Here is a 25,970-nt window from a genome sequence, read left to right as displayed (position 1 = left end):
AGAGTAGAGTGATGGCAGGTCCATTAAGTGGGATTAAAGTATTAGATTTAAGTCGTATTTTAGCGGGACCTTGGTCTACTCAAGTTTTGGCTGATTACGGTGCGGAAGTATGGAAAGTAGAACGTCCAGAAAAAGGCGATGATACTCGTCATTGGGGGCCTCCTTATGCCAAAGATCAAGAAGGTAACGCCACGGCAGAATCAGCATATTACTTAGCGGCGAACCGCGGTAAAAAATCAATAGAATTGGATATCACTAGCACAGAAGGCCAAGCTACAATTTATAAGCTAGTAAAAGAGGCTGATATATTAGTCGAAAACTATAAAGTAGGCGGTCTTAAAAAATACGGCCTTGATTACGATTCTATAAAAGCGATTAAACCAAACATTATTTACTGCTCTATTACAGGTTTTGGTCAAACCGGCCCTTATGCTAATAGAGCGGGCTATGATGCTATGATCCAAGCTATGGGTGGCTTGATGAGTATTACAGGTGAAAAAGATCAATTACCTGGAGGCGGCCCGCAAAAAGTGGGGGTGGCGGTTGCTGATTTAATGACGGGCATGTATGCGGTTTCCGCTATTTTGGCTGCGCTTTATCATAAAACGCAAACCGGCCAAGGCCAGCATATCGACCTCGCATTACTGGATACTCAAGTCGCATGGTTAGCAAACCAAGGCAGTAATTATTTAGTGTCAGGTGACGTGCCAGAAAGACTGGGCACCGCCCATCCAAACATAGTGCCTTATCAAAATATGAAAGTGCAAGACGGTTATATTTTGTTAGCCGTCGGTAATGATGGCCAATTCAAAAAGTGCTGTGAAATAGTCGGGGCGCCAGAATTAGGCACTGATCCTCGCTATGCCAGTAATGGATTACGAATTGAGAATCGAGATGAGCTTATTACGAAACTTGAAGCTCTGTTTGTGCAACAACCATTGGAATATTGGTTAGAGCACTTATCTGCTGCTCATGTGCCATGCGGTCCAATTAATTCAATAGATCGTGTGTTTGAAAATGAACAAGTGATCCACAGAAATATGCAGTTTGATTTAGCCCATCCAACGGCTGGTAAAGTACCGCAAGTGGCTAATCCCGTTAAATTTTCAGAAACCCCCATTGAATACAAATCCGCTCCACCTACTTTAGGGCAGCACACCAAGGAAATTCTAGGCAAACATTAAGTTTGCCTTTTTATTTTACAAATTTGTTTTTGATAGATTGTGATTGATATATGTCACTGAGTATCAATCGCTAATTGATATTCGTCATACTGCCATGTCCATTATTTTCCTACGATCCACTCTGCTAAACCGATATCCATACTAATGTGGAAATGAACAAAAAAGTATCGCTAACATATGAATTGAGTTGTTGAAGATGGTGCCATTAACATCATCAAAGACAATCACTTAATCCTTGATATAGCCAATATTTTTGGAGGTCATTAATCCCTTTATGGAATTGCAGTAAAACAATTTTAGCGTTGTAAATTGCAATACATGCCTTGTTGGCGCAATTAATTATGGCTCTTTAATTAGAGTTTATACAAAGCCTGTTTGAAATTGACAATTCGCAATGTTGAACCGGACAGGCTTGTATAAGTTATCAAACAGAATAAATAAAAGGGTTGGACTATGTCATTTTTTGAAATGTATGAATTACCAATTTTACGCTGGGTGCACATAGTTGCAATGGTGTACTGGCTTGGTGGAGAGTGGGGAGTGTTTCAAACCTCTTTCCATGTGGTGAATCGTAAATTAGCAATGGAAGAGCGTAAACGCCATATGGAGACGGCGTATAGAATCGATATTCTGGCTCGAACAGGCATTATCATTTTACTGCCGTTAGGCATGCATATGGGTAATATTTGGGGTATTCAGCCGTTCGGTGGAAGCTTCTTAGTCTCTATGTGGGTATTTTATTTTGCTTGGTTAGGTTTATGTTGGGCGGCTTATTACCACAGAGAAACAGATTTAGGTCTTAGATTGACCAAAGCAGATGAATTGATACGTTATTTTGTCATTCCTGCCGTCTTTGTTGCTGCCGTTGCTTCTTTGTTAGGTTATGGACCTTTCAGTGCAGAAATGGGGCAAAAATGGTTCTCGATTAAATTAATGATCTTCTCAATGTTGTTGGTGATTGGTTTGTTATTACGTTACATAATGCGTGAATGGACAACGATGTTCCGTATCTTAGCGCAAGGTAAAAACGAAGAGGTAGAAAACAAGTTAGATACATCGATTCGTTTTGGACGTCGTCTAGCGTATATATATTGGATTGGTATTTTAACGGTCGCATTTTTTGGTGCAGTGAAACCAATGTAAACATGAACTTTCGTGTGTTGTAGTTTTAGCCTCCTTCATAGGAGGCTTTTTTTATGTCGTCCAGTTATCCCTGTAAAACACAATAGCAACCCGTGAAACCAACTGAACTAGGTGAAATCAATGGCAAGAGAACATGTAGAATTCATTCAATCGCAAGTATTAGATTGGCAGAGTTGGCCACACTTAAAGGGCATTGAATATAAAGAATTGAGTACTGATAAAGAAACCGGAGCCACCACAGGTTTGTTTAAATTTCCTGAAGGCTGGAAAGAAAAACAAGCTTATTGGATGGAATCTGAAGAAGAGTTTTTTGTGGTTGAGGGTGATATAGAAATTAATGATGTGCATTATTCTGAAGGGTGTTTTGGTTATCTGCCTGCAAGGTATTTACGTCGTACGGTTAGAGCCAATAAAGACACAACTATCATTCGTTTTCTAGATCAAAATCCAGCACCAACATATTACAACTATGGCGATCCTTTACCTGAAGTGGGCAAGGCGCCAGTCGAATCGTTAAATACTTATGAGATGGTCTGGGATAAAGGGGTTTTGGATCCAAAACTTCTGCATTTGGATTTTGGGCGTAAGATATTAAGAATCGACCCTGAGACTAAGTCGAAAACATTTTTATATATGGTATCGCCTCAAGTACGTCCAGAGTCATGGAGTGGGCCAAGAGAGCATCATCCCACCGTAGAAGAGTCGTTTACATTATATGGCACTTTAGCGGGGGATCGTGGGGTTATGCGTACAGGTTCTTACTTTTGGCGTCCACCGGGTATTCCTCATGGCCCTTATGGTTCAAGAACGGGTTGTGTATTGTTAATCCGTTTTGTTGGTGGAGCACATGTTAATCATTGGTCAGAAAAGATGTATCCATTTAGTTTTGATGCACCTTATCGACCAATATTGCCAAAACATTTACGTGGAAAAGGCTTAAAAGAATGGAAACCCACCCCATTTTAAACAGGGTGGTGTTTTGACCAAATGTTAATTTAAACGTTAGCCAATCAACTCGATTAATTCACCAGCTGCACCTGTTAATATAAGTACTTTATTAGCCGGATAATAATCATCTTCAATGTGTGTGATGGATTTATTAAACGCCTTAGCAATTGTGTCTATATTTTTCGCCCGACAGCTGATCATGGCAATACCTGAAGGTAAAGAGTTGTCGTTGGTAATGACGGGTTGGGCTTGGGTGACCTGATCAATTTCAAATAAACATAAACCGTCTAGTTGCAAAGTAGCCACTGGAAATTGATGTTCTATATCTAAATGCCACGCATTGTTTAAAACCGTGACTTTCGTATCAAATTTAAGAGCTGAATCCGCAGCATTAAGCTTTTCATAAAACGCGACGGACTCATCTCTATTAGGTGTGTTTAACACCGGAATAAATAAACTCCCAGTTTCGGCATCGGACATAGGTAATTCAAATGGCGGTACCGGTCGTTGCACTTCCGTTAAATAGGCAACTTCTCCAGCTGGACCTATAACCTGCATTGCTTTAATGGCATCACTGACTTGCAGGTATGCAGGTTCTCCAATTACTTTAAACGCACTATCATCGGTAAAATTTTGTCTGATTTGATCAACATCACCCACATTATTTTCTAATGACATCCAACCGTGTGTTTTTAAAGGTTGTGCAGACTTACAGTCTTTGTCTTCAATTATGCGTAACCAGTTGTCGCCATTAGCGGATTTTAGTGTACAAGTTTTACAACCCAATAACTTAGGTGCAGACCAAAGGTTAGCTAATTGTTCAGTTACTAATCCTTGAGAAGTGATCTTAAAGTTAAGTGCGGTTTGATAGGCACTAACAACCTGTTGTAGGTTAGAAGTTAGTAAAGTTGCCCCAACAATTGGACCGAGTTGACGCACCTTAGTTTGGTTATTCATATCACGATCAAGCCTCGTATTTTTTGCCGTAAGCTAGTATTTCAGGCGTACCTAATAGCGCATTTAAACTGGTTAAATCTAACATGCGATTACGGTACTGATCTGTATTGCCATTTTCTTTTAATGAAGCTAAAAACTCTTGTGCCATAAAGGTATAAGCACGCACCATTGCTCCTGGGAAAATAGCGATGCTGTAACCCATGTCTTGCAAGTCAGAGGCTTTTTCAATTGGCGTAGAACCACCCTCAACCATATTTGCGAGCAGTGGGATTTTGTCTTTGAATATTTCGTTGATCTTATGCATTTGCTCAAGGTTTTCTGGCGCTTCAATAAATAACATATCGGCACCTGCTTTGTAGTAGGCTTGGGCACGCTCAACGGCAGCATCAAATCCTTCAACCGCAATAGCGTCAGTACGGGCAATGATCATAGTGTCTGGGTTTGTTCTCGCATCTACAGCTGCTCGCACTTTACCAACCATCTCCTCTTTACTGACCAGAGACTTACCTTTTAAATGACCACAGCGTTTAGGCATTTGTTGGTCTTCTAATTGAATACCCGATGCACCACAACGTTCAAATAATTTAACCGTACGTTGTACATTGATGGCATTGCCAAAACCGGTGTCAGCATCCACTATCATAGGTAACTTTGTACGCTCACGGATAACTGAAATGGTGTCGGCCACTTCACTCATAGAAACCAGGCCAATATCAGGTCGACCAAAACGTGTGTAAGCGATACTGGCACCGGATAAATACATGGCTTTAAAGCCACCTTTTTCTATTAATGAAGCAGACAAAGCATCGTAACCACCAGGGGCGACTAATATTTCTTTAGCGTTAATATAATCTCTTAATTTTTTAGCGTGCATATTGATTCTCTTAGTAAATACAGCGGTTACTGCTTATTAAATTTGTTTTTCAAAAATGGCATTAAGCCCCCAGCGTTAACAATGGCCATTAGTTCCGCTGGAATTGGTTCGCAAGTAAATACTTGGCCTTTGGTTTTGTTTTCAACCACCCCTTTAATTGGGTCGACGGCGATGACATCGCCTTTTTCTATGCCCTCTAAATCAGGACAAAATAGAACAGGTAAGCCAAGGTTTAATGCATTACGGTAAAAAATTCGGGCAAAGGATTTAGCAATAACGGCAGCAACACCGAGCTCAACTAAGGCTTGTGCAGCTTGTTCTCTGGAAGAACCAATACCAAATGCATCGCCTGCCACGATGACATCACCTTTGTTAACTTGAGAGGCAAAATCAGTATCAATGGCTTCCAAACAATGCGCAGCTAACTCTGACAACGTTGATTTCATATACGCACCGGGGGCTAATAAGTCGGTATCAATGTTATCGCCGTATACCCAAGCGTTACCTAAAATAGAATCTGACATAATGTTTCCTTAACTTAATCTTTTGAAAGGTAGTCGCGTGGATCGGCTAATGTACCGGCAACGGCACAGGCCGCTACGGTGTAAGGTGAACCTAGATAGACATTTGAATCTGGTGAGCCCATTCGGCCTTTAAAATTACGAGAAGTTGACGATATGCAATTTTCACCATTGGCGATTGCACCGGCTCCCATACCTGCACAAGCACCACAACCAGTAGGAAGGATAATGGCACCCGCGTCGGTCAGTATTTCTAATGTACCGTCTTTAGTAGCCGCATTGGTGGTCTTAATTGAAGCTGGAGCTATCAATAAACGTGTGCCTTTAGCAACCTGCCTGCCTTTTAGTACTTCTGCCGCCATACGTAAGTCAGATAATTTTGCACCAGTACAGGCACCTATATAGGCCTGATGGATTTTAATTGGTTCAAATGAATCGATTGGATGTGTATTTTCAGGGCTATGAGGTGCGGCAACTTGAGGTACAAGTTCAGATGCATCAAAGTTATATACCGTTTCGTATTTTGCATCATCATCACTAACCCAAGTTAATGCATTTTCCGGGGCGGTTTCGCCAGTATTATTAATCCAATCAACGGTCGTTTGATCTGCTTCAATGATGCCTGTTTTGCCACCTAACTCAGCGGACATATTACATAACACCATACGTTCATACATGGACATATTACGGATAGTGTCACCACCAAATTCCATCACTTTATAATTGTTGTTCATGCCTAATTGGGCACATAAAAACAACATGATATCTTTTGCGCTGCAGCCTCTAGGAAGTGAACCTGTCCAGTTAATGCGAATAGTCTCAGGAACTTTTATCCAAATTTCACCGGTGGCTAATGCACCTGTCATTTCAGTTGCACCTATGCCAACCATGAAAGTACCAAACGCGCCGCCAGTCGGAGAGTGAGAGTCTCCACCTACTAAAAACATACCTGGTTTTAAATGCCCTTGCTGAGGCAACATAACGTGACAGATGCCTTGCATGTCATAAAAGTGGGCAATTTGATTGTCGCTTGCCCATTTACGGGTTAACGCTAATATTTCTGCACTCTCAGGGTCAGTAGCAGGAACAAAGTGATCACTCACTAATACCACTTTTGAAGGGTCAAAAACACTAGCACCTAGCTCTTCTAAACGTGCTTTGACACGACGAGGACCACTTGAGTCGTGCATCAATACCATGTCTAACGCACAAGTCACTATCTCGCCGGGCAATACACTGGATTTTCCACTGGCTTTAGCAATGATTTTTTGCGCTAAAGTCTGTGCTTGGCTGTTGGCAGAATTCATAGTTGTTTTTCCTATTTAATTAGCACTAACCTGATTAAGCATAATTTGCTTTATGACAAATTAGCGATTGTAAAAGCTTGAGTATTTGCTTAACTGGGTGTTATTACTCGTGTAGCAATTACAATTTATTCAGTCGGTGCGAGTTGTGACCAATGTTGATTCATGGGGGTTGGGATTACAACAAACACCCGAGCTGACCTAGGAATTTTTTGATAAATGTCAACAGTTCAACTTAGTATAGAAGGGCAAATTGCCCGAATTTTCATTAATAGAGCCGATAAGCACAATGCACTGACACAAAGTATGTGGCAGCAAATTTCTGATTATTGTGATCAATTATCCAATACCACTAACATCAAGGTCTTGATTATTAGTGCCGCGGGTGAAAAAGCTTTTTGTGCGGGCGCTGATATTTCAGAGTTAACTGAAATTATCCAAGATGAGTCTCGACTAATTGCCAACAATAAAGTAGTGCAACAAGCCCAATTAACACTACAAAAATTACCTTTTCCCACCATTGCTGCCATAAACGGAGCTTGTATTGGCGGAGGCATGGGTATTGCGCTTTGTTGTGATTTTCGTATTGCGGTGGAACACGCTAAGTTTGGCATAACACCTTCTAAATTAGGTTTGTTATACAGCATAGAAGACACCAAACGTGTGACTGATCTGTTGGGTGTTGCTAGAGTCAAAGAGCTGCTGTATTTAGGCAAAATCATAACAGCATCACAAGCCAATGATTGGGGGTTACTCACTTCATTAGCAGCGGCATCAGAGCTAGATAATGAAGTTAATGAGTTAGTGCAACAAGTGTTGTCAGTGAGTAGTTTCTCAACTTCAGGTGTTAAAAAAACCATTGAATATGTAACCGGTACAGTTGCTCACGATGAGACAGATGTTCGGAGCATGTTTAATCAAGCTTTTGCTAACCAAGACTTTATTGAAGGGGCGAATGCCTTTTTAGCTAAACGTCCCGCTAAGTTTAAATAATAGGGTTTAATATGACTGATTCTTTGTTAAACCAAGGTTTTAAAATATGTGCCAATATGACGGGGTTCTCCGAATTGATGGGGCCGTTTTATGAACAGACTCCAGCACAAAAAAATACTGAAATAGTCAGAGCCTTACCTTTAGAAAAACATCATCTAAATCCGGAAGGGGTGGTGCATGGTGGTGTGGTTTTATCTTTTATGGATTATGTTATTTACCGTGGTATTGGTGATGTAGTAAGCCATGACATTCAGTTTGCCACTATAAACCTGAATACTAACTTTTTAGCTGCTGCTAAAGCAGGTGAAGTGCTTTATGGTACTGGCCGAATTACTCGTCGTACTCGCAGTGTGATCTTTGCCGAAGGCATTATTTATAATAACGAAAGACAAATTATGACGGGCAGTGGAATTTGGAAAGTGATTGGTCAAAAGTAAATATTTAGCTGCTTGATTGACATATCTCAAAGCGAATAAAGCCTGTTCGACCAACACTAGAGCCAGTATTAAGAAGGAAAATAGAATAATGAAAATAAAAACAATATTAACGGCGTTGTTACTGTCTGGTATTTCTGCCACGGCTGCAGCGAGTGCAAAAATAGATTTAAATACGGAAGATGGCAATACTGCTGCAATGCGTAAAATTTTATGCTCAATGGAAGATGGCAAAGTAAGTTATTACAAATGGCAAGGTAAAGCTTATTCACGTCGCATGGGTGAAGCGGACAAACATATATTTGACGTTGAAGGCATGAGTGCGCGTCGTTGTGGCACTGTGGACGGTGGTATACAGGGTAAAACGTATAGATTAGTGACACGTGAAATTTTGTTATACACAGACCCTAAAACAGGCAAGCCAATGAAAACATGGGATAACCCATTCACTGGCGAAACCGTTGATGTTATTCATGTAACTAATGACCCTGTTAACCAAGGTCCAAGTTTCCCACGTAATAAAGAGGGTAAAACATACCCTTGGAAAGCTAAATTTGGCGGAAACGTAACAGGACCAATTTGGTCCATGATGTTTGATGTGCCTTTGTTTTATCACAATGTATTAGCTGGCGACTACCAAAGGCAAATGGGTGGTGTATACCATGCAACAGAAATGTTTGATTTCTCTGGTGATAGCAACAGCTTAATCAATGATGAGTTTGCTTATACACATGTTGATTGGGTGCGTATTTCTGATTGGCTACCGTGGATGATGATGACTGGCCGTGAAGGACAGATTTATATTCATGCATCAGGCACGAAAGAAGCTAATTTTGAAGACTTACAACCTGTAATGAAAGACTTTATTGAAGCTGAAGCGCCCATTTATAAAACAGCGCCTCCAGTGGATGATACTCGTCCAAATGAAACAAGTTGGTCGACATATAAAGATGATGTTAAAGGTGGACCGTTTAAACGTTCTCGTCATTAATATGATTTAAGATATAAAAAAGCCGCTATTGATATCATTTCAATAGCGGCTTTTTTGATTGCTTAGTTCAGTTCAGCCCAGCTCTAAAATAGTTATTGTTGAGCTTTAAAACTCGACAAAATATCAGACGCCGATGCCGTCCATACATTTTGCGACATGACGTATTCTAATATTTGTTCTAACTTAGCGATGCGATGCGGTTGACCTAACATCCAAGGGTGAATGTTTAACGCTAAAATACGGCCACCTTTACCTCGATTGTTTTGTAAGCCTTTTGCTTCTTTAATTAAAAAATCACAGGCATCTTTTATTTGTTCTACATATGAATCTTCAGAGTGTAAGTTATTCATGAGAACAAACTTATCTTCAAGCTCATTGGAAAGCGGCATAGCCCATAAGTTGCCTTTCTGGGTTTTAAACTGATAAGGCATATCGTCATTAACCCAGTCACAAAAGTACTCAATACCATTTTGCGCTAATAACTCAGGGGTATTTTCGCTTTCGTTACGGGCAGGACTTATCCAGCCTTTAATGTCTTGGTCGGTTAGTATTCTTAATTGTTCTATTGACGATTTAACTAAGTTACTTTCCTCAACTATATCCTGACCGCCGTAATGTAACGCATCCATATGTAAACCATGGCACATGATCTCGTCACCACGTTCTTTAATGGTGTCGAGTAAATAAGGTGTCCGTTTTGCAAGTTCAGTATTGATCGCAAATGTAGGTTTTATACCGTATTTATCAAAGGCTTTTAAGAAACGATAAATACCAACTCGGTTGCCATAATCGCGCAAGCTATAATGACGTAAATCCGGATAAGGCATGGTCATGCCTCCGGGGACTTTAAAAGGCACGCCTTTTTGATCCAGAGGAAAAAACTGTAAAGGCACATTGACCCACAAGGCGACTTTTTTGTTATTTGGCCATGACACAGGTTTTTGTTCAGCAAGTAATTGCCAATCGTATCGGTCGTGATCCATGCCATGACTACGGTGTGGATAATCAAAATATTCTTTATCTAATGCCATGATTATTTGCCTCCCTTAGATTTGATATCGGCTAAGGCGTCGTCGTAATGATTGTCAATAAAGTGGTTGGCAATTTCACGACCTGTAGTGATCCAAATATCATCATGACTGGTGATGTATTCTAACGCTTCTTCATAAGCTTTCATTCTATGTGGGCAAGACACTTGATAATTATGAGTTGGAATACACATGATAGTGCCGGACTCGTCAGCCTCTTGGTACAAGCGGTCAAAATTATCTTTGAGCATTTGACCATAGCGGCGAGGCTCAACTTTATTCACCACAAAGGCGATGGTGTCGTTCATTTCTAGTGAATAAGGAATAGAAACAAACTTTTTACCACTACGAGTATGGATTGGCGTAGGTTGATCATCATGGAATAAATCGCAGGTATAAATCCCACCTTCATTGCCAAATAATTCAGTGCCTACCTCAGCAAATAAATCTAATGTTTGTTCTGAATGTGACAACGCAGGTGCTAAATATCCAGCACACTTTTGACCTGTGTGTTTATAAATGGACTCCATTGAGTCTTTGATCATGTCACGTTCTTGTTGCTCAGACATGCCATAGGTATAACGCGTGTTATAAATACCATGACTGAAAAATTCCCAATCACGTTCTTTACACATTTCTATAATTTCAGGATGGTGATCACACAATGCGGTTGATAAGGATATTGATCCCCTAATACCGTATTTTTCTAATAATTCCATCTGACGAATATGACCCACACGATTGCCATAATCACGAATGCTATAACCTGGCGTAGCAGGGTATGGTTGTGGCCATGCTGCACGATGCGGATTAGTTGGTGGATTTAATTCGTAAAACTCAATATTAGGTGCTACCCAAAAGGCCATTTTTTTGCCTTCTGGCCAGCGGATCTTTGGCCTGTTTTGATATGGCCAGTAATCGTAAAAACCTGGATCACTTTTCATTATGCGTCCTTACTTTTGTTGTTCTAACCAAGTTGACACTTCGGCAACATCTAAGACATCTGCATATTTAAGAGATAAGTCAGTTAAGTTAGCAAAGTGATAACTTTCATGTTTATCCGCCACACACTCTTCCGGCACGATAGTGCGGTAACCTCTTGATAATGAATCTACCGCCGTTGCTCTAATGCAGCCAGACGTTGAACCGCCAGTTAAAATTACTGTATCTACTTGATGCCAAACTAATAATGATTGCAGCTGAGTTTCAAAAAATGCAGAAGGCATTTTCTTTAAATATACGACGTCAGTCTCGCGATTGATCTCTAACCTGTCATCAAACTCACTGCGGTGTGAACCAAATTTAATGTTTTGTAGTGAATCTTCAGTGTCGGTACGTGTTCCCCAAATACCGGCATCACAAGCATCTGGCATATAAGCAACATGAGTCCAAACAACAGGCCAACCTAACTCTCTAAATTGTTGTGATAATTTATTCACATACTCAAGTTGTTTTGGGTCGGTTTCGTAGGCGGTTTTATAAGTGCCAACTTCGGTATACGCTTTTTGTGGATCTATGTTGACCAATACGGCTTTTTTACCAAAACCAAATTTCTTACGAGCTGGATTATTCTTTACGTCGTAGTATATTTCACGAGCAGTTTTATTACTTAATTCCATGTTTGATACCTGAACTTATTTTGATAATTAGTTAAATCTAGATTAACTGGAATAATCTAAGAGGTCAGCCACTGAAGGTAAGTGAACTTAGTTTGTTTTGATTTTTATCAAGGGTTTTCGGCGAATATTAAACAACAATGGCGACATTACAGACAAAGAGACAAATTTATGAGCAATGAATTAAGCAATTGGGATGACATATTATTATTGAATGATCAGTTATCTGAAGACCAACGAATGATCCGCGACATGTCTCATGACTTTTGTCAGCAAGAGTTGATGCCTGGCATTTTAATGGCTAATCGTGAAGAAAACTTTGATCCAAATATTATGCGTAAATTTGGTGAAGTAGGCTTATTAGGCGCAACCATTAATGGTTATAACTGTTCAGGCGTTGACTATGTGAGCTACGGTTTAGTGGCTCGTGAAGTTGAACGTGTTGACTCGGGTTACCGTAGTGCTATGAGTGTGCAATCTTCTTTAGTTATGCACCCTATATACAAGTTTGGTAATGAAGAAACCAAAGAAAAATATCTGCCAAAACTAGCAACGGGTGAATACATAGGTTGTTTTGGGTTAACAGAACCAGATTCAGGTTCAGATCCAGCAAGCATGAAAACCCGAGCTAAAAAAGTAGACGGTGGATATCGTTTAACGGGTTCTAAAATGTGGATTACAAACTCTCCAATCGCGGATGTATTTGTTGTTTGGGCTAAAAATGAAGCGGAAGATAATAAGATCTGTGGTTTTGTTTTAGAAAAAGGCATGGCGGGACTATCTGCACCAAAGATTGAAGGTAAACTCTCTTTACGTTCTTCAATCACAGGTGAAATCGTGATGGATAACGTATTTGTACCAGAACAGAATATGTTCCCAGAAGTACGCGGTTTAAAAGGTCCATTTAGTTGTCTAAATATGGCGCGATACGGTATTTCATTTGGCGCGCTAGGTGCTGCTGAATTCTGTTGGCATGCAGCTCGTCAATACGGTTTAGACCGTAAACAGTTTGATAAGCCATTAGCACAAACTCAGTTATTCCAAACTAAGTTAGCTAATATGCAGACTGAAATTACTTTAGGTTTACAAGGTTCGTTACGTGTAGGTCAAATCATCGACTCAGGTGATTGGGATCCAACTATGATTTCATTAGTGAAACGTAATAACTGTGGCAAGTCGCTAGATATAGCTCGCATGGCGCGTGACATGCACGGCGGTAATGGTATTGCTGATGAATTCCATGTAATACGTCACATGATTAACTTAGAAACGGTTAATACCTATGAGGGTACCTATGACGTTCATGGTTTAATATTAGGCCGTGCTCAAACTGGTCTACAAGCATTTTATTAATCCAATCTAATTAAACCAAACTAACTTAGGTTTAATAAAAGGTTATCGAAGAAGCTCCTAAACAGGAGCTTTTTTTATGCCAAATTTTCGCCTCTTCATGCACAAGATGACTCTACAAGAGTTAATTTGACAAAGGTCAACGACTGAAAAATACATAAAGTCCAAGATGATGGAAGTTAAGTAGATTTTAAGGCAGACCATGAAACACAGAACAATACGCGGCACAGTGCAATACACCAGTAAAAAGCCTGAACGTTTGGATCAAGAGCGGGGTCGTGAGTTTTTTACAATTACCAAACAATCCGACGGCGTGAAAGTATTACAAGCACATTGTGAAATAGATGACGAACCTAATGTTATTCGTGATGTTGTATTAGCCATGAATCCAGATGCAAGCCCGATAGATTGCAGTGTCCGTTTATCGGTAGGGGATAAATACGAAGGTTCTGGTTGGGTGCGTTTTGTCAAAGATTATGTTGAATGTGAATCTCATAACCAAAGAGACGGCCGCATTACCCAAAAGATAGATATAGATAAACCGGTTAAATGGTTACAAGCCCATCCAATTGTTGGCGATGCATTATTGATGCGTATTTATGACTTGTCTCAAGGGCCGGGGAAAACATTCTTCCCAGATTTATTGTTAACCTCACCGGATCACCGCGGCGCTACCGGCCCATTGTTATTCAAAACCGGATTTGGTATTCGTTATGTTGGAGAAGAAGAGATAACGGTTAAAGCGGGTACTTTTCAAGCTCGCCATTTCCAAGTTGTAGATACTGCAGGCAACCTTCCAGAAGAACATCCTCCTTATAACCTATGGTGTACAGCGGATGATGATTATTTGTTTTTAAGAGCCGGCGTCGAAGGTTATATGCAAACACATTATGAGTTAGTGGATGTTCAAATAATTGAAGCCACAGCTTAATCACTATTTAGAGAGGGCGATTATATGACTGCAGCAAAAACGTTACCTTCTTGGGACGTGTTAACTAAACACGGTGTATTCCCTGAAGCCAATCATGACGAAGTAGCACGTCTTAACTTTTTAACGCACTTAAATGTGCATTTAAGTGCGAGTATTTTACCAGGCGTAAAAACGGCGTTTGATACACAAGTGAAACCTGAATTTGAAAAAGAACATGGCAGAGAACCAGAGTCTCGTCACGAAGTTCGCAATGCCATGTTAAAACATCCATATTTTCAAACATGGTCAGCGTTACGCCGAAATACGATGGAGATGCGTCAACAGGCTGGTCGTGCACAGGTTTTACGTCAAATCGAAAATTTGGTAGAGAAAGTAGACGGTTATAACCAAGGTGCAGAGTCATTAATCTTAGATGATTCAGTACAAATACCTAATAACGTAGGTTCAGTAGATATTCATTGTCAGCCGGGTTGTTATTACACTGAGTATTTTGAAAATGATGTCACGGTAGCGGCGAGTTATGATTTAGGTTTGTTTGTAACAACAGCGGGTTTATTAGGTACGTTAAGTGATGGTGGCGGTAAAGCGGTAGGGAATTGGTTGCAAGATAATCATCCTGAGTTTATGCCTAAACGTATTTTGGATATTGGCTGCACTATAGGTCACAACGCCGTACCGTTAGCACAAGCTTTCCCAGATGCTGAAGTGATTGCGGTTGATGTTGCCCGTCCAAGTTTACGTTATGCCCACGCTCGAGCTAAATCTATGGGGGTAAATAACATTACCTTCATACAGGCAAATGCAGAAACATTATCGCAGTTTGAAGATCAATCATTTGATTTAATTACCACAGCTATGTTTTGGCATGAAACGTCTCATAGTGTGATGCCCAATATTCTTAAAACAATCAACAGATTGTTAAAAACCGATGGTTTAACTTTGCATTTAGAACAACCCCAATATCATGGTATGGGCGTTTATGAGCAATTCATTCGTGATTGGGATACCTACTTTAATAACGAACCCTATTGGGGGCCAATGCACGAACTTGACCTTAAACAGTCATTAAACGATGCAGGTTTTAACGGTGATGACATGTTTGAGACAGGTGTTGTTTCATCAGTAGATGAAAAAATATTTGGTAAGCGAGAAGCGGGCGATGCTGGAGAAGATTACGGTAGAGCGCCAGTCTGGAATGCATTTGGGCTTTGGAAAAGGTAATGAAAATGGCAGATATTAATAAATTAGACTTAGCTGGCACAAAAGCAAAAGGCCAACGTCCTTATTTTATGAACGACAAACAAACGGAGCAGGTCATGTCCATCACGATGGCATTGGCTATGGAGTTGTCGGTTACTCGTGAACGAGTGTCAACGTTAGAATGTTTGTTAGAAGAAAAGGGCATTTTAACGCGTGAGGAAGTTGAAAATTACTCTCCGGATAAAGAAGAAGTCGCCCGCAGAAGTGCATCAACACAAGAGTATTTAGCTCGAATTTTGCGAATTCTTCAACAAGATAAAGAACAAATTGACGGGAGTGACCCTAGTGTTGAGGACATCCAGGACATATTAACTAAGTCTTAGTTGTATTAGCTTGGGCATATTCGGTTGGGCATATTAAGTGCTCGTGCAATAAAAAAACCTCATAATGTTCATTATGAGGTTTTTTAATTTTAGCTATTAGGAAAGTTGGCAGAAATAATTCAGATATGTTTCCAATTCAAATTGCCAATGATCAAATTCAACAGTCATTTCTTTTTTATAATTAAAGGTTATCAGTTAACTTGAGTCTAACGTGTTAACTGGGTGTAAAACATGAGCGCATATTTAATTATTCAGGCCACAGTAACAGACTGGCCTAACTTCAAACGTTATACCGATGTGGTACCGGCATTAATCAAAGAATTTGGCGGCGAATACGTGGTAATGGATGGAAAACCTGAACTGCTAGAAGGCGATGAAGCCCCCGGCAGTGTTGTGGTATCTAAGTGGCCATCAAAAGAACACGCAAATAATTTTTGGAATTCTGAACAATATAATCAAGCTATTAAACTTAGAGCCGGGACGGGAACGTTTCATGTCATGTTAGTTGATAGTTTGTGAGGAAATATAATGTCTAACGCTTATACCGCAGTCGCTTTACAAACCCGTTGTTTTGCAATCAACAAGTTAAATGAACTTGATGCTAGAGCCAAAATCATGGCCAATATTGAGCGTGTTGGTGGACAAATCCAAGGCACTAAGGGCTTTGTTGGCCCGTCGGTTAAATTAGTCGTCTTACCTGAATACTTTATGACAAGTTTTCCATTGGGTGAGTCTTTTCCTAGTTGGCAAGCTAAAGCTTGTATTGAGAAAGATGGAAAGGAATACGAAGCATTAGGAAAAATAGCCCAACAAAATGGCATTCATTTGTCGGGTAATGCTTATGAGTTAGATGATAATTTTCCGGATTTGTATTTTCAAACGTCATTTATTTTAAACGACAGTGGCGATTGTATTCACCGATACCGACGCTTGATCTCTATGTTTGCCCCTACGCCCCATGATGTATTAAATAAGTATTTAGATATTTATGGTTATGAAGGTTTGTTCCCTGTCACTAAAACTGAATTAGGTAATTTAGCGACCATAGCTTCAGAAGAGATTTTATACCCTGAAGTTGCCCGCTCATTAGTGATGCAAGGTGCTGAAGTGTTTTTGCATAGTTCTTCAGAAGTTGGTGCGTATGACTTAACACCAAAGGATATTGCCAAACGAGCACGAGCCGTTGAAAACTTGGCGTACGTTGTATCATCAAATTCAGCAGGTATTGCAGATATAGATTTTCCTGCAGAATCTACTGATGGATTATCTAAGCTGGTGGACTTTAAAGGCCGAGTCATGGCAGAAGCTGGCATGGGTGAGTCTATGGTTGCGAATGCCGAGATAGATTTGGACGCTCTGCGCCGTTATCGCAATAAACCGGGCATGGGTAATATTTTATCAAGACAGCGCAATGAACTGTTTGCACCTATGTATCAACAATCGGTTTACCCAGCTAATAATATGTTGGATGAAAATAATAATGTTAAGCCATTGGAAAGAAGCCATTTTATGCAAACGCAAATGGCGACAATTGCGAATTTACAGTCAAAAGGTTTGATTCAGGAATAATGATTAGATGAATACATTATCAATACGTAACCCAAGAACGGGTGTACAAGACTTTAGTTTAGAAGTGTTTGATGCTGACAAAGTTGAGTTTATTGTCGCTGAACTTCGTCAAAATCAATCAGCTTGGTTTTTGATGGGTGTTGAAAAACGAGTGGCACATTTAGCGTTATTTGCTCAGGCGTTAACCGATAATAAACAAGCTTTAGTGGATGCGTTAGTTGCTGATACTGGTCGATATACAGAGTCAGTATTGGAAGTGGATGTCACTATTTCTGGTATTCAAAGATGGTGTAAACAAGCACCTGAATTGTTTACACAACAGAGTGAACGACAAGCTGAAATCCCGTTTTTAAATATTAAACAGAGTCAGTTACCTTATCAGTGTGTAGGCGTGATCAGCCCTTGGAATTTCCCATTGTTATTGTCTTTAGTTGACGCTATTCCTGCCCTTTTAGCAGGTTGCTCAATTATATTAAAACCAAGCGAAGTCACCTCTCGATTTGTAAAACCTTTTATTGCTGCTTTAAACAAAGTGCCTGCATTAAGGCAAGTTTTTTCAGTGGTGACTGGTGCGGGTGAAACCGGCCAGACGTTGATCAATAATGTGGACTCTATATGTTTCACTGGCAGTGTGGCTACCGGAAGAAAGGTTGGAGAAAGCTGCGCGAAAAGATTTATCCCTGCATTTTTAGAACTAGGCGGGAAAGATCCAGCAATCGTTTGCGGAGATGCAAATGTTGATATGGCTGCTAAAGCGTTATGTTGGGGAAGTATGGTTAATGCTGGCCAATCTTGTATGAGTATCGAACGTGTTTATGTACACCAAGATATTGCCGATGAATTTAAGCAAAAACTAACGGCCAATGTTGCTCAACTTAAGCATAACTATCCAGATTTACAACAAGGTCAAGTAGGGCCTATTATTTCTGATAAACAAGTTGCCATTGTTAAAGCGCAATTAGCAGATGCAAAAGCGAAAGGTGCAACCTTCTTGTGTGGTGGTGAAGTGCTTGAGTTAGGCGGCGGACATTACTGTCAGCCCACATTAATCACGGATGTTACACCAGATATGTTGGTTGTGAAGGAGGAAACCTTTGCGGCTGTGTTACCAATATTTGTGGTCGCGTCAGATGAAGAGGGTGTACAAAGGGCTAATGACTCTATTTATGGTTTATCTGCGGCTGTGTTTAGTGAAAATATTCAAAATGCTGAAATGATTGCAAGTCAACTTGAAGCTGGAGCGATAAGTATAAACGACGCGTCGTTAACTGCGTTAGTACATGAAATTGAAAAACAGTCATTTAAGTACTCAGGTTTAGGTGGTTCGCGTATGGGTAAAGATTCTATTAACCGTTTTGTACGTAAAAAAGCGTTTATTCGTAACTCAGGAGTTGATTCGCCTTGGTGGTTTTAGTCTGTTCGTTGTTAAGAGAGTAATACAAGATTACTCTCTTAACATCTCAGATTATTGGCTTTTTCATTTATAACCAGTTAGCTTATCTAAAATATTTATTATTAAGATCGGCTGAATGAAGAAGTTTGAAGTACTTACCTTTATGTTATTAACAGTTAGTTTTGTAACACTGTTAACAGGTTGCGGCCAATCCCAATCCCCATTTCAGTCTCAAAGCCAAAAGCAAACCTCTCATAACATTACCTTTGAGTTACATTCCCCAACGTTAAAACCCAATGCTGAAATATATATTACTGGCTCAAGCCTAGTGTTAGGTAACTGGCAACCTGATTCAGTACCGCTTAGTTATATAAGTGAAGACAAATGGCAGATCACTTTGCCATTTAACATTAATGAGTCGTTTGAATATAAGTTCACTCAAGGTGATTGGTTAGTTGAAATAGCAGACAAAACCGGAAGTGTGTTACCAAACTTTGCGGGATTAGCGGATAAAGATAAAACCATTGTGATTAAAGCGGAACAGTGGGCAAGTAAATCTCAAAATACGTTTTCAGGACAAATCACAGGCACAGTTGAATATCATCAACACTTCAGTAGTGAAGGCATTTTAGAGAGGGACATCATAGTCTGGTTGCCACCTGGTTATAACAAAGACATTCAACAGTCGTATCCCGTTTTATATATGCATGATGGCCAGAATATTATTGATCCAGCTACCTCTTCATTTGGTGTGGATTGGCAGATGGATGAAACATCCACGGATATGATGAACAATAATGAGATGGAAAAAATCATCATAGTTGGGATTAATAACAGTAAAGATAGAAGCACTGAATTAGATCCCACGCTAAAACAAGGTCAGCAGTATATGGACTTTGTGATCAACATTATTAAACCATTTATTGATAGCAATTACCGCACTAAACCAAAGGCCGAATATACAGCGGTTGGTGGGTCTTCAATGGGCGGCATAATGTCGTTTGCTATGGTGTGGCAATATCCTCAAATTTTCAATAAAGCTATTGTTATGTCTCCGGCACTAAAAATTGACCATATCGATTATGTTTCTGTGGTGCAAAACTCAAACAAACCATCAACCCCTGTGTATTTTTATATTGATAACGGCGGTATAGGATTAGAGCAAAAATTACAGTCTGGTATAGATGAGATGTTACAGGTACTAACAAAGCAGCATAAGTTTGAACAGTTTACTTGGGTTCAAGATGTTGATGGCCGTCATTCAGAAGCCGATTGGGCTAAACGTTTACCACAGGCGTTTAAGATTTTATTTCCCAAAGTAACAGATAATAAAAATAATTAAGAGAGCGTTTTATGAAAGCATTTGTGACAGGTGGAACGGGGTTTTTAGGACTAAATGTAATTCAACAGTTACTTGAGAAAGGTTGGCAAGTTATTGCTATGCACAGACCGAATTCAAATATTAGTGATTTAGCTAATTTGGGCGTGACTTTAGTTGAAGGGAGTTTGACCGATATCACCTCATTACAGAAAATAGTGCCAAAGGATTTGGATGCAATATTTCATATAGCGGGTGATACCAATATGTGGAGTCGCAATAACGAAAGGCAGTTTCAAGCAAATGTTGTTGGTACTCAAAACTTAGTAGAAGTGGCGTTAGAAAATAAAGTAGGCCGATTTATTCACACCTCATCAATATCAGCCTATGGTTTTCATGACTCAATAATCACAGAACAAGATACAAGTACTGCAATGCAAAGTGGCGTTAATTATTTAAAGACTAAATTCTTGGGTGAAAAAGTAGTTAAAGATGCGGTCAAACTAAGAGGGTTAAATGCGGTTGTGTTAAATCCTTGTGCGATTATTGGTCCTTATGACAGACATAACTGGTCACAATTATTCACTATGATCCAAAACGGCAGTTTACCCGGCGTACCTCCAGGAGAAGGATCATATTGTCATGTAAAAGAAGTGGCCGCGGCACATATAATTGCGTTTGAAAAAGGCAAAAATGGTGAGAACTATATATTGGCAGGCACAGATTGCGCCTTTTTAGAAGTGGTGACAAAAATTGGTAAATTAGTAAATCAGCCAACGGCAGATAAAACCGTGCCTAAGTTGGCGTTAAAAATTGTTGGATATGTATCTTATTGGTGGTCATTAATTACCAACAAAGAACCAACAATGACACCTGAAAAAGCCACTATGGTATCCAAACGTGTTGTCGCATCAAGTAATAAGGCGGTTACAGAATTAGGTTATGTCGATAATATTTCCATCGATGTGATGTTAGAAGATTGTTACAAATGGATGAAATCGGAACGGCTACTCTAAGTATGTAATTTAGCTTAAGTCATTTATTGGCTTAAATGGGCTAACAAACGATCCATCGCGCGGTAATTTAATGCTTCAGTGAGATGGCCTCTATTAATGTCTTTAGTTTGTTGTAAGTCAGCTATGGTGCGGGCCACCTTTAAAATTTTATGATAGGCGCGTATCGACATATTTAAGTGATGGATCGTGTTTTCAAGAAACAGTTGATCATCTTTGAGTAAGATACAATATTTGGCTACTTCTTTACTGGATAATAACGCATTGGGTTTTCCGGCTCTGGCTAACATAATTTCTCGAGCTTGATTCACTCGTTGTTTAACTACGGCAGATGTTTCCCCAGTATGATTATTTCCCGTTAACGCACCTTTTGGTAATGCAGGCACATCTATTTGTATATCTATGCGGTCTAATAAAGGCCCTGATATTTTGTTTAAATACCGTAATACCTGATCGGACGTACTACGACCATCGTTATAATGTCCTGTTGGGCTAGGATTTAAAGCACCTACAAATTGGAATCTGGCTGGGAAGTCTGCTTGTTGGGTGGCTCGCGATATTGTGATCACACCGGTTTCCATGGGTTCTCTTAATACATCTAATACTTTACGATCAAATTCAGGGAGTTCATCTAAAAACAACACGCCATTGTGGGAAAGTGAAATTTCACCAGGTTTAGGCACACTACCGCCTCCAACTAAGGCAACGCCAGAAGCTGTGTGGTGCGGATTTCTAAATGGTCTGGTTCGCCATTTGGTAAAATCAAATGGTTTGCCACTAACTGAATGAATAGCTGCAGTTTGTAACGCTTGTTCAATAGACATTTCCGGTAATATGCTGGCAAGGCGTGACGCTAACATTGATTTGCCAGTGCCTGGTGGACCTAAAAACAGCAGGTTATGCTGACCCGCCGCGGCAATTTCTAAGGCGCGTTTAGCCATTGTTTGCCCAATCACATCATTTAAGTCATGACCACTAACCATGTGGGTGTTATCTGAATTTTTATTGGGAGGATGAAAGGCTAAGTTTTGCTGTCCGGTTAAATGGTGGAAAACTTCCATTAATGTTGATGCTTCTAGGATTTCAGTGTTTTCTACTAAACCAGCTTGGCTGATATTTTCTTTAGGCAATATACAAATACGTTGGGCTTTGCCACAAGCCATAGTTGTGGGTATTTCACCAATAATGCCACGTACATCGCCATTTAATCCTAACTCGCCATAAAATTCATATTGTATGAGTTTATCCACTGGCACCTGAGCTGATGCGGCAAGAATACCAACCGCAATGGCAAGGTCAAATCGTGCACCTTCTTTTGGAATATCAGCAGGGGATAAGTTTACGGTTAATCTTGTTTGTGGAAATTGAAAGTCACTATTTACTAACGCACTACGAACTCTATCTCTTGACTCTCTTACGCTAGCATCGGGTAACCCAACGATTTGAAAAGAGGGGAGGCCGTTGGATATATGGACTTCAATCGTCACTAATGGGGCATTAATACCTACTCTGGCTCGGCTATAAACAGTTGCAAATGACATTACAAATTCCAATTTCCCTATTATAAGAACAAAATATAGTTTGAAACTAGGAATGTTCAATATTGTTTCTTATTTGCACAAGGATATTTAAAAATAATTGAATTGATCTCTTTCATTTTGGATAAAAAGTTAATACACTCACTGGTAAGACATCAGACCAGTTAGATGTATAGTTGTACTATATTTAGTAGGTCTGGCACCAAGTATTAACACTTGGACAACCATAAAACAGAATAAAGAGGGGCAAATTATGAGCCTAAGAACGTCATTTAGAAAAATCTTACCTGAAATTTCTCGCACTGAACAAGAAGCATTAGACGCTGGAGATACGTGGATTGAAGCTTCTATTTATCAAGGTAAACCAGACTTTAATACTTTGTTACAGACTGCCCCTTCAAAATTAACGGAGCGTGAGCAAGCCTTTATTGATGGCCCGTTAGCAGAATTATTAGAAATGTTAGATGATGTTGAAGTGCATAACAGCACACATATCCCACCACGAGTGTTACAGCATTTAAAAGATAATAAATTTTTCTCTTTCATTATCCCTCAAGAATTTGGCGGATTAGAGTTTAGCGCATATGCAAGTTCTACTATTGTGGCGTCAATCTCAACAAAGAGTAACCCAATTGCGACAACGGTTATGGTTCCTAACTCATTAGGTCCTGGCGAGTTACTAGCGCATTATGGTACAGATGAGCAAAAACAATATTATTTACCGCGTTTATCAGACGGTTTAGAAATCCCATGTTTTGCATTAACTAGCCCTGAAGCTGGTTCTGATGCTGGTGGTATTCCAGACAGAGCAATTGTGACTAAAGGAATGTATAACGGTGAAGAAGTTGTAGGTTTACGTTGTACGTGGGACAAACGTTATATAACGTTAGCGCCTATTTCAACAGTACTTGGCCTTGCAGTAAAAGTATTCGATCCAGAAAACTTAATTGGTAATGAAGAAGACTTAGGTATTACTTGTCTATTATTACCGACAGATTATGAAGGTGTTGAAATTGGCAATCGTCATAATCCATTAGGCGTTAAATTCTACAATGGTACGACTCGTGGTACTGATGTATTTGTTCCTATGGAATTTGTTATCGGTGGAGCGAAGAACATAGGTAAAGGTTGGCAAATGCTTGTATCTTGTTTAGGTGCAGGTCGTGGTGTTTCGTTACCAGCAAATGGTTGTGCAACAGGACATGCTTCACTTAAATCAACTTCTGAATATGCTGCAATTCGCGAACAGTTCGGTATGCCAATCGGAAAGTTTGAAGGCATCCAAGAGCAATTAGCATTAATAGGTGGTTTGACTTACAACTTAGAAGCAATGCGTCACTTAGTATTAAATTCATTAGATGCAGGTTTAAAACCGTCTGTTATAACTGCGATGGCTAAATACCACATGACTGAAATGGGTCGTACTTGTCTACAAGCGGCTATGGATGTGCAAGCAGGTAAAGCAATTCAAATGGGTCCTAACAATGTATTAGCTAGCGCATATTTTGCTACGCCAATTGGTATTACGGTTGAAGGTGCAAATATCTTAACTCGTAACTTAATGATATTTGGTCAGGGTGCCACTCGTTGTCATCCACATGTACAAGACTTAATTTCTGTTATTCACTCTGAAGAAAAAGGCGCGGATAAAGAATTTAACAAGTTAATGAGAAAAACGATTGGTTATAGCACGAAGAACTTTTTACGTGGTGTCGCAACGGCTTATTTACCTGGATTTGGCAGCGGTAAAAATGCCGACCCTATGGTAAAGAAATTTGAAAAACAAATTAATCGTTTGTCTTCAGCATTAGCAGTTCAATCTGATTTTGCATTGTTAGTATTAGGCGGCGACTTAAAACGTAAAGAGATGTTATCTGCACGTTTAGGTGACGTTATGAGTTACTTATTTATGGCAATGGCTAACATTAAATTTTATTTACAAAGTGACTGTCGTGAACAAATCACGCCTTACTTTAACTACGGTACTACTTGGGCATTAAAACAAGCTGAAGATGCATTGTTTGCTTACTCAGATAACTTCCCAAATAGATTAGTTTCTGGTTTATTAAGTGCGAAATTAGGTATGCCGTTCATCAAACGTTCAAAAGTGTCTGATAAAATGATCACTGATTTGGCAGAAGCAACATTAAAAGATGATGATGCTAAAAAATCATTAACATCTCTAGTTCGTATGGTTGGTCGTGATGGCTTTACTGTATTGGAAGATGCGTACAAAGCGAAACTGGATGTATTACCTTTGTTAGACAAAATGAAATCAGCCGTACGTGCCGGTACTATCAAGAAACAATTAACGTTTGCTGAATTAGTGGATGTAGCAACCGCTGCTGATGTACTAACAGCAGAAGAGAAAGATAGATTAAGCGCTTATGACGTTAAACGTAAATTAGCTATCGCAGTTGATGAATACACGTTTGACTTGGAACTCATCACAAATATTGATGTGAAAGAACCATTATTAAAATCAGCTTAATTAATTAGTTTTATAAACACTTAGAAAGCCTCATTTATTGAGGCTTTTTTATTGCCTGTGATTTGTTTGTTCATCGTTTGATGTAGGTAATGACAAAATATATATTTGCAGTACAATCCATTCACTACAGCTGCTTATTGAATTTTTAGGTCACTCACCTTGGTCGACTTCACCCTTTTAGCGATATTTATTCCTACTTTTTTTATTGTCAGTATTACGCCTGGCATGTGCATGACGTTGGCAATGACATTAGGTATGTCAATTGGTGTACGTAAAACCATGTGGATGATGTGGGGGGAGTTATTAGGCGTTGCTACCGTTGCGATAACCGCGGTGGTTGGTGTTTCTGCGGTAATGCTGCAATATCCTTTGATTTTTAGCTTCTTGAAAATAGCAGGGGCGTTATATTTATTATGGATAGGCGTCAATATGTGGCGCTCAAAAGGGAAATTAGCGTTATCTGATACCCCATCTGAATCAACTCGTATTAGTAAGCTAACTTTGTTTAATCAAGGTTTTTTAACGGCCATTGCCAATCCTAAAGGTTGGGCATTTATGATCTCTTTATTACCGCCCTTTATAAATCCAAATTTATCACTGTTGGGACAGTTAACCGTGTTAGTCGTAGTGATCTCTTGTTCTGAGTTTATTTGCATGATGTTATATGCAACAGGCGGTAAAACCATTGGCAAAGCTCTAACTCAGCAAAATAACGTTAAAAAACTAAACAAGATATCTGGGTCATTAATGATGGCCGTGGGGCTTTGGTTAGCGCTCAGTTAGCATATATA

25 protein-coding genes are annotated in these 25,970 nt (G+C 39.6%); 17 read left to right on the top strand and 8 right to left on the bottom strand.

Annotated elements, in window-relative coordinates; genetic code table 11:
- Positions 1 to 11: 11 nt before the first annotated feature.
- The 3 genes from KO505_RS16700 to KO505_RS16690 all read left to right on the top strand — a co-directional run bounded on the left by KO505_RS16700 (position 12) and on the right by KO505_RS16690 (position 3,293).
- Positions 12 to 1,184, top strand: a complete 1,173-nt coding sequence (locus KO505_RS16700; RefSeq protein ID WP_216056603.1) for a CaiB/BaiF CoA-transferase family protein — start codon at positions 12 to 14, stop codon at positions 1,182 to 1,184.
- Positions 1,185 to 1,637: 453 nt separating this feature from the next.
- Positions 1,638 to 2,327 carry a hypothetical protein gene (locus KO505_RS16695; protein WP_216056602.1) on the top strand — a complete coding sequence of 230 codons (690 nt, stop codon included), beginning with the start codon at positions 1,638 to 1,640 and terminating at the stop codon, positions 2,325 to 2,327.
- A 120-nt stretch (positions 2,328 to 2,447) separates the two neighbouring features.
- Positions 2,448 to 3,293, top strand: a complete 846-nt coding sequence (locus KO505_RS16690) for a cupin domain-containing protein (protein ID WP_216056601.1) — start codon at positions 2,448 to 2,450, stop codon at positions 3,291 to 3,293.
- Between the two features lie 36 nt (positions 3,294 to 3,329).
- Here KO505_RS16690 and KO505_RS16685 read toward each other — a convergent pair whose 3' ends face one another.
- The 4 genes from KO505_RS16685 to KO505_RS16670 are packed head-to-tail and all read right to left on the bottom strand — an operon-like array spanning position 3,330 to position 6,934.
- The gene (locus tag KO505_RS16685; RefSeq protein ID WP_216056600.1) at positions 3,330 to 4,232 is read right to left on the bottom strand and encodes a hypothetical protein; all 903 of its coding nucleotides are present in this window, start codon (positions 4,230 to 4,232) and stop codon (positions 3,330 to 3,332) included.
- A gap of 7 nt (positions 4,233 to 4,239) precedes the next feature.
- Complete coding sequence (locus tag KO505_RS16680) at positions 4,240 to 5,106, bottom strand: oxaloacetate decarboxylase (protein ID WP_216056599.1); 867 nt, start codon at positions 5,104 to 5,106, stop codon at positions 4,240 to 4,242.
- Positions 5,107 to 5,132: 26 nt separating this feature from the next.
- Complete coding sequence (gene leuD / locus KO505_RS16675) at positions 5,133 to 5,630, bottom strand: 3-isopropylmalate dehydratase small subunit (protein ID WP_216056598.1); 498 nt, start codon at positions 5,628 to 5,630, stop codon at positions 5,133 to 5,135.
- A 14-nt stretch (positions 5,631 to 5,644) separates the two neighbouring features.
- Positions 5,645 to 6,934 (bottom strand): 3-isopropylmalate dehydratase large subunit, encoded by a 1,290-nt coding sequence (locus KO505_RS16670; RefSeq protein ID WP_216056597.1) that lies wholly within the window; start codon positions 6,932 to 6,934, stop codon positions 5,645 to 5,647.
- Positions 6,935 to 7,150: 216 nt separating this feature from the next.
- Between KO505_RS16670 and KO505_RS16665 the strand changes: the two genes are divergently transcribed.
- From KO505_RS16665 to KO505_RS16655, 3 genes are all read left to right on the top strand, one after another.
- Positions 7,151 to 7,924 carry an enoyl-CoA hydratase/isomerase family protein gene (locus KO505_RS16665; RefSeq protein WP_216056596.1) on the top strand — a complete coding sequence of 258 codons (774 nt, stop codon included), beginning with the start codon at positions 7,151 to 7,153 and terminating at the stop codon, positions 7,922 to 7,924.
- 11 nt (positions 7,925 to 7,935) lie between these two features.
- A complete protein-coding gene (locus KO505_RS16660; RefSeq protein ID WP_216056595.1) occupies positions 7,936 to 8,361 on the top strand; it encodes a PaaI family thioesterase in 426 nt (141 codons plus the stop codon).
- Positions 8,362 to 8,449: 88 nt separating this feature from the next.
- Positions 8,450 to 9,349, top strand: coding sequence for a DUF1838 family protein (locus KO505_RS16655; protein ID WP_216056594.1), 900 nt, complete (start codon positions 8,450 to 8,452; stop codon positions 9,347 to 9,349).
- Between the two features lie 92 nt (positions 9,350 to 9,441).
- On the opposite strand, the gene KO505_RS16650 is transcribed toward KO505_RS16655, so the two are convergent.
- The 3 genes from KO505_RS16650 to KO505_RS16640 are packed head-to-tail and all read right to left on the bottom strand — an operon-like array spanning position 9,442 to position 11,996.
- Positions 9,442 to 10,380, bottom strand: a complete 939-nt coding sequence (locus KO505_RS16650; protein ID WP_216056593.1) for a polysaccharide deacetylase family protein — start codon at positions 10,378 to 10,380, stop codon at positions 9,442 to 9,444.
- A gap of 2 nt (positions 10,381 to 10,382) precedes the next feature.
- Positions 10,383 to 11,321 carry a polysaccharide deacetylase family protein gene (locus tag KO505_RS16645; RefSeq protein ID WP_216056592.1) on the bottom strand — a complete coding sequence of 313 codons (939 nt, stop codon included), beginning with the start codon at positions 11,319 to 11,321 and terminating at the stop codon, positions 10,383 to 10,385.
- 9 nt (positions 11,322 to 11,330) lie between these two features.
- A complete protein-coding gene (locus KO505_RS16640; protein ID WP_216056591.1) occupies positions 11,331 to 11,996 on the bottom strand; it encodes an isochorismatase family protein in 666 nt (221 codons plus the stop codon).
- 168 nt (positions 11,997 to 12,164) lie between these two features.
- Between KO505_RS16640 and KO505_RS16635 the strand changes: the two genes are divergently transcribed.
- The 9 genes from KO505_RS16635 to KO505_RS16595 all read left to right on the top strand — a co-directional run bounded on the left by KO505_RS16635 (position 12,165) and on the right by KO505_RS16595 (position 21,153).
- Positions 12,165 to 13,346: an acyl-CoA dehydrogenase gene (locus KO505_RS16635; RefSeq protein ID WP_216056590.1), complete on the top strand. Its 1,182-nt coding sequence runs from the start codon at positions 12,165 to 12,167 to the stop codon at positions 13,344 to 13,346.
- Between the two features lie 199 nt (positions 13,347 to 13,545).
- The gene (locus tag KO505_RS16630; RefSeq protein WP_216056589.1) at positions 13,546 to 14,274 is read left to right on the top strand and encodes a hypothetical protein; all 729 of its coding nucleotides are present in this window, start codon (positions 13,546 to 13,548) and stop codon (positions 14,272 to 14,274) included.
- Between the two features lie 24 nt (positions 14,275 to 14,298).
- Positions 14,299 to 15,495 carry a class I SAM-dependent methyltransferase gene (locus tag KO505_RS16625; RefSeq protein ID WP_216056588.1) on the top strand — a complete coding sequence of 399 codons (1,197 nt, stop codon included), beginning with the start codon at positions 14,299 to 14,301 and terminating at the stop codon, positions 15,493 to 15,495.
- A gap of 5 nt (positions 15,496 to 15,500) precedes the next feature.
- Positions 15,501 to 15,857, top strand: a complete 357-nt coding sequence (locus KO505_RS16620) for a hypothetical protein (protein ID WP_252731878.1) — start codon at positions 15,501 to 15,503, stop codon at positions 15,855 to 15,857.
- A 231-nt stretch (positions 15,858 to 16,088) separates the two neighbouring features.
- Positions 16,089 to 16,376: a DUF1330 domain-containing protein gene (locus KO505_RS16615; protein ID WP_216056586.1), complete on the top strand. Its 288-nt coding sequence runs from the start codon at positions 16,089 to 16,091 to the stop codon at positions 16,374 to 16,376.
- Between the two features lie 9 nt (positions 16,377 to 16,385).
- Entirely contained in the window at positions 16,386 to 17,426 is a 1,041-nt protein-coding gene (locus KO505_RS16610) for a nitrilase-related carbon-nitrogen hydrolase (RefSeq protein WP_216056585.1), read from the top strand.
- A gap of 7 nt (positions 17,427 to 17,433) precedes the next feature.
- Positions 17,434 to 18,840, top strand: coding sequence for an aldehyde dehydrogenase family protein (locus tag KO505_RS16605; protein ID WP_216056584.1), 1,407 nt, complete (start codon positions 17,434 to 17,436; stop codon positions 18,838 to 18,840).
- Between the two features lie 115 nt (positions 18,841 to 18,955).
- Positions 18,956 to 20,161, top strand: a complete 1,206-nt coding sequence (locus KO505_RS16600) for an alpha/beta hydrolase-fold protein (protein WP_216056583.1) — start codon at positions 18,956 to 18,958, stop codon at positions 20,159 to 20,161.
- Positions 20,162 to 20,172: 11 nt separating this feature from the next.
- Entirely contained in the window at positions 20,173 to 21,153 is a 981-nt protein-coding gene (locus KO505_RS16595; protein WP_216056582.1) for an NAD-dependent epimerase/dehydratase family protein, read from the top strand.
- A gap of 23 nt (positions 21,154 to 21,176) precedes the next feature.
- Here the strand turns inward: KO505_RS16595 and KO505_RS16590 are convergent, their stop codons facing one another.
- Entirely contained in the window at positions 21,177 to 22,691 is a 1,515-nt protein-coding gene (locus KO505_RS16590; protein ID WP_216056581.1) for a YifB family Mg chelatase-like AAA ATPase, read from the bottom strand.
- Between the two features lie 250 nt (positions 22,692 to 22,941).
- Here KO505_RS16590 and KO505_RS16585 point away from each other — a divergent pair, with 250 nt between their 5' ends.
- Together KO505_RS16585 and KO505_RS16580 are read left to right on the top strand one after the other, a co-directional pair.
- Complete coding sequence (locus tag KO505_RS16585; protein WP_216056580.1) at positions 22,942 to 25,179, top strand: acyl-CoA dehydrogenase; 2,238 nt, start codon at positions 22,942 to 22,944, stop codon at positions 25,177 to 25,179.
- Between the two features lie 159 nt (positions 25,180 to 25,338).
- Positions 25,339 to 25,962 carry a LysE family translocator gene (locus KO505_RS16580; RefSeq protein ID WP_216056579.1) on the top strand — a complete coding sequence of 208 codons (624 nt, stop codon included), beginning with the start codon at positions 25,339 to 25,341 and terminating at the stop codon, positions 25,960 to 25,962.
- Positions 25,963 to 25,970 lie beyond the last annotated feature (8 nt).

This window comes from Psychrosphaera sp. F3M07 (assembly GCF_018860345.1).
Classification (GTDB): Bacteria; Pseudomonadota; Gammaproteobacteria; order Enterobacterales; family Alteromonadaceae; genus Psychrosphaera; species Psychrosphaera aquimarina.
Note: the sequence above shows the minus strand (reverse complement) of the source record. Positions and strands in the feature narration are given on the sequence as shown.

Coding starts and splice junctions, on each gene's coding strand:
- KO505_RS16615 (WP_216056586.1), top strand. CDS start 16,089: ATGAGCGCATATTTAATTATTCAGGCCACAGTAACAGACTGGCCTAAC.
- KO505_RS16630 (WP_216056589.1), top strand. CDS start 13,546: ATGAAACACAGAACAATACGCGGCACAGTGCAATACACCAGTAAAAAG.
- KO505_RS16590 (WP_216056581.1), bottom strand. CDS start 22,691: ATGTCATTTGCAACTGTTTATAGCCGAGCCAGAGTAGGTATTAATGCC.
- KO505_RS16685 (WP_216056600.1), bottom strand. CDS start 4,232: ATGAATAACCAAACTAAGGTGCGTCAACTCGGTCCAATTGTTGGGGCA.
- KO505_RS16585 (WP_216056580.1), top strand. CDS start 22,942: ATGAGCCTAAGAACGTCATTTAGAAAAATCTTACCTGAAATTTCTCGC.
- KO505_RS16700 (WP_216056603.1), top strand. CDS start 12: ATGGCAGGTCCATTAAGTGGGATTAAAGTATTAGATTTAAGTCGTATT.
- KO505_RS16645 (WP_216056592.1), bottom strand. CDS start 11,321: ATGAAAAGTGATCCAGGTTTTTACGATTACTGGCCATATCAAAACAGG.
- KO505_RS16595 (WP_216056582.1), top strand. CDS start 20,173: ATGAAAGCATTTGTGACAGGTGGAACGGGGTTTTTAGGACTAAATGTA.
- KO505_RS16600 (WP_216056583.1), top strand. CDS start 18,956: ATGAAGAAGTTTGAAGTACTTACCTTTATGTTATTAACAGTTAGTTTT.
- KO505_RS16695 (WP_216056602.1), top strand. CDS start 1,638: ATGTCATTTTTTGAAATGTATGAATTACCAATTTTACGCTGGGTGCAC.
- KO505_RS16680 (WP_216056599.1), bottom strand. CDS start 5,106: ATGCACGCTAAAAAATTAAGAGATTATATTAACGCTAAAGAAATATTA.
- KO505_RS16640 (WP_216056591.1), bottom strand. CDS start 11,996: ATGGAATTAAGTAATAAAACTGCTCGTGAAATATACTACGACGTAAAG.
- KO505_RS16665 (WP_216056596.1), top strand. CDS start 7,151: ATGTCAACAGTTCAACTTAGTATAGAAGGGCAAATTGCCCGAATTTTC.
- KO505_RS16620 (WP_252731878.1), top strand. CDS start 15,501: ATGGCAGATATTAATAAATTAGACTTAGCTGGCACAAAAGCAAAAGGC.
- KO505_RS16660 (WP_216056595.1), top strand. CDS start 7,936: ATGACTGATTCTTTGTTAAACCAAGGTTTTAAAATATGTGCCAATATG.
- KO505_RS16655 (WP_216056594.1), top strand. CDS start 8,450: ATGAAAATAAAAACAATATTAACGGCGTTGTTACTGTCTGGTATTTCT.
- leuD (WP_216056598.1), bottom strand. CDS start 5,630: ATGTCAGATTCTATTTTAGGTAACGCTTGGGTATACGGCGATAACATT.
- KO505_RS16625 (WP_216056588.1), top strand. CDS start 14,299: ATGACTGCAGCAAAAACGTTACCTTCTTGGGACGTGTTAACTAAACAC.
- KO505_RS16610 (WP_216056585.1), top strand. CDS start 16,386: ATGTCTAACGCTTATACCGCAGTCGCTTTACAAACCCGTTGTTTTGCA.
- KO505_RS16690 (WP_216056601.1), top strand. CDS start 2,448: ATGGCAAGAGAACATGTAGAATTCATTCAATCGCAAGTATTAGATTGG.
- KO505_RS16635 (WP_216056590.1), top strand. CDS start 12,165: ATGAGCAATGAATTAAGCAATTGGGATGACATATTATTATTGAATGAT.
- KO505_RS16670 (WP_216056597.1), bottom strand. CDS start 6,934: ATGAATTCTGCCAACAGCCAAGCACAGACTTTAGCGCAAAAAATCATT.
- KO505_RS16605 (WP_216056584.1), top strand. CDS start 17,434: ATGAATACATTATCAATACGTAACCCAAGAACGGGTGTACAAGACTTT.
- KO505_RS16650 (WP_216056593.1), bottom strand. CDS start 10,380: ATGGCATTAGATAAAGAATATTTTGATTATCCACACCGTAGTCATGGC.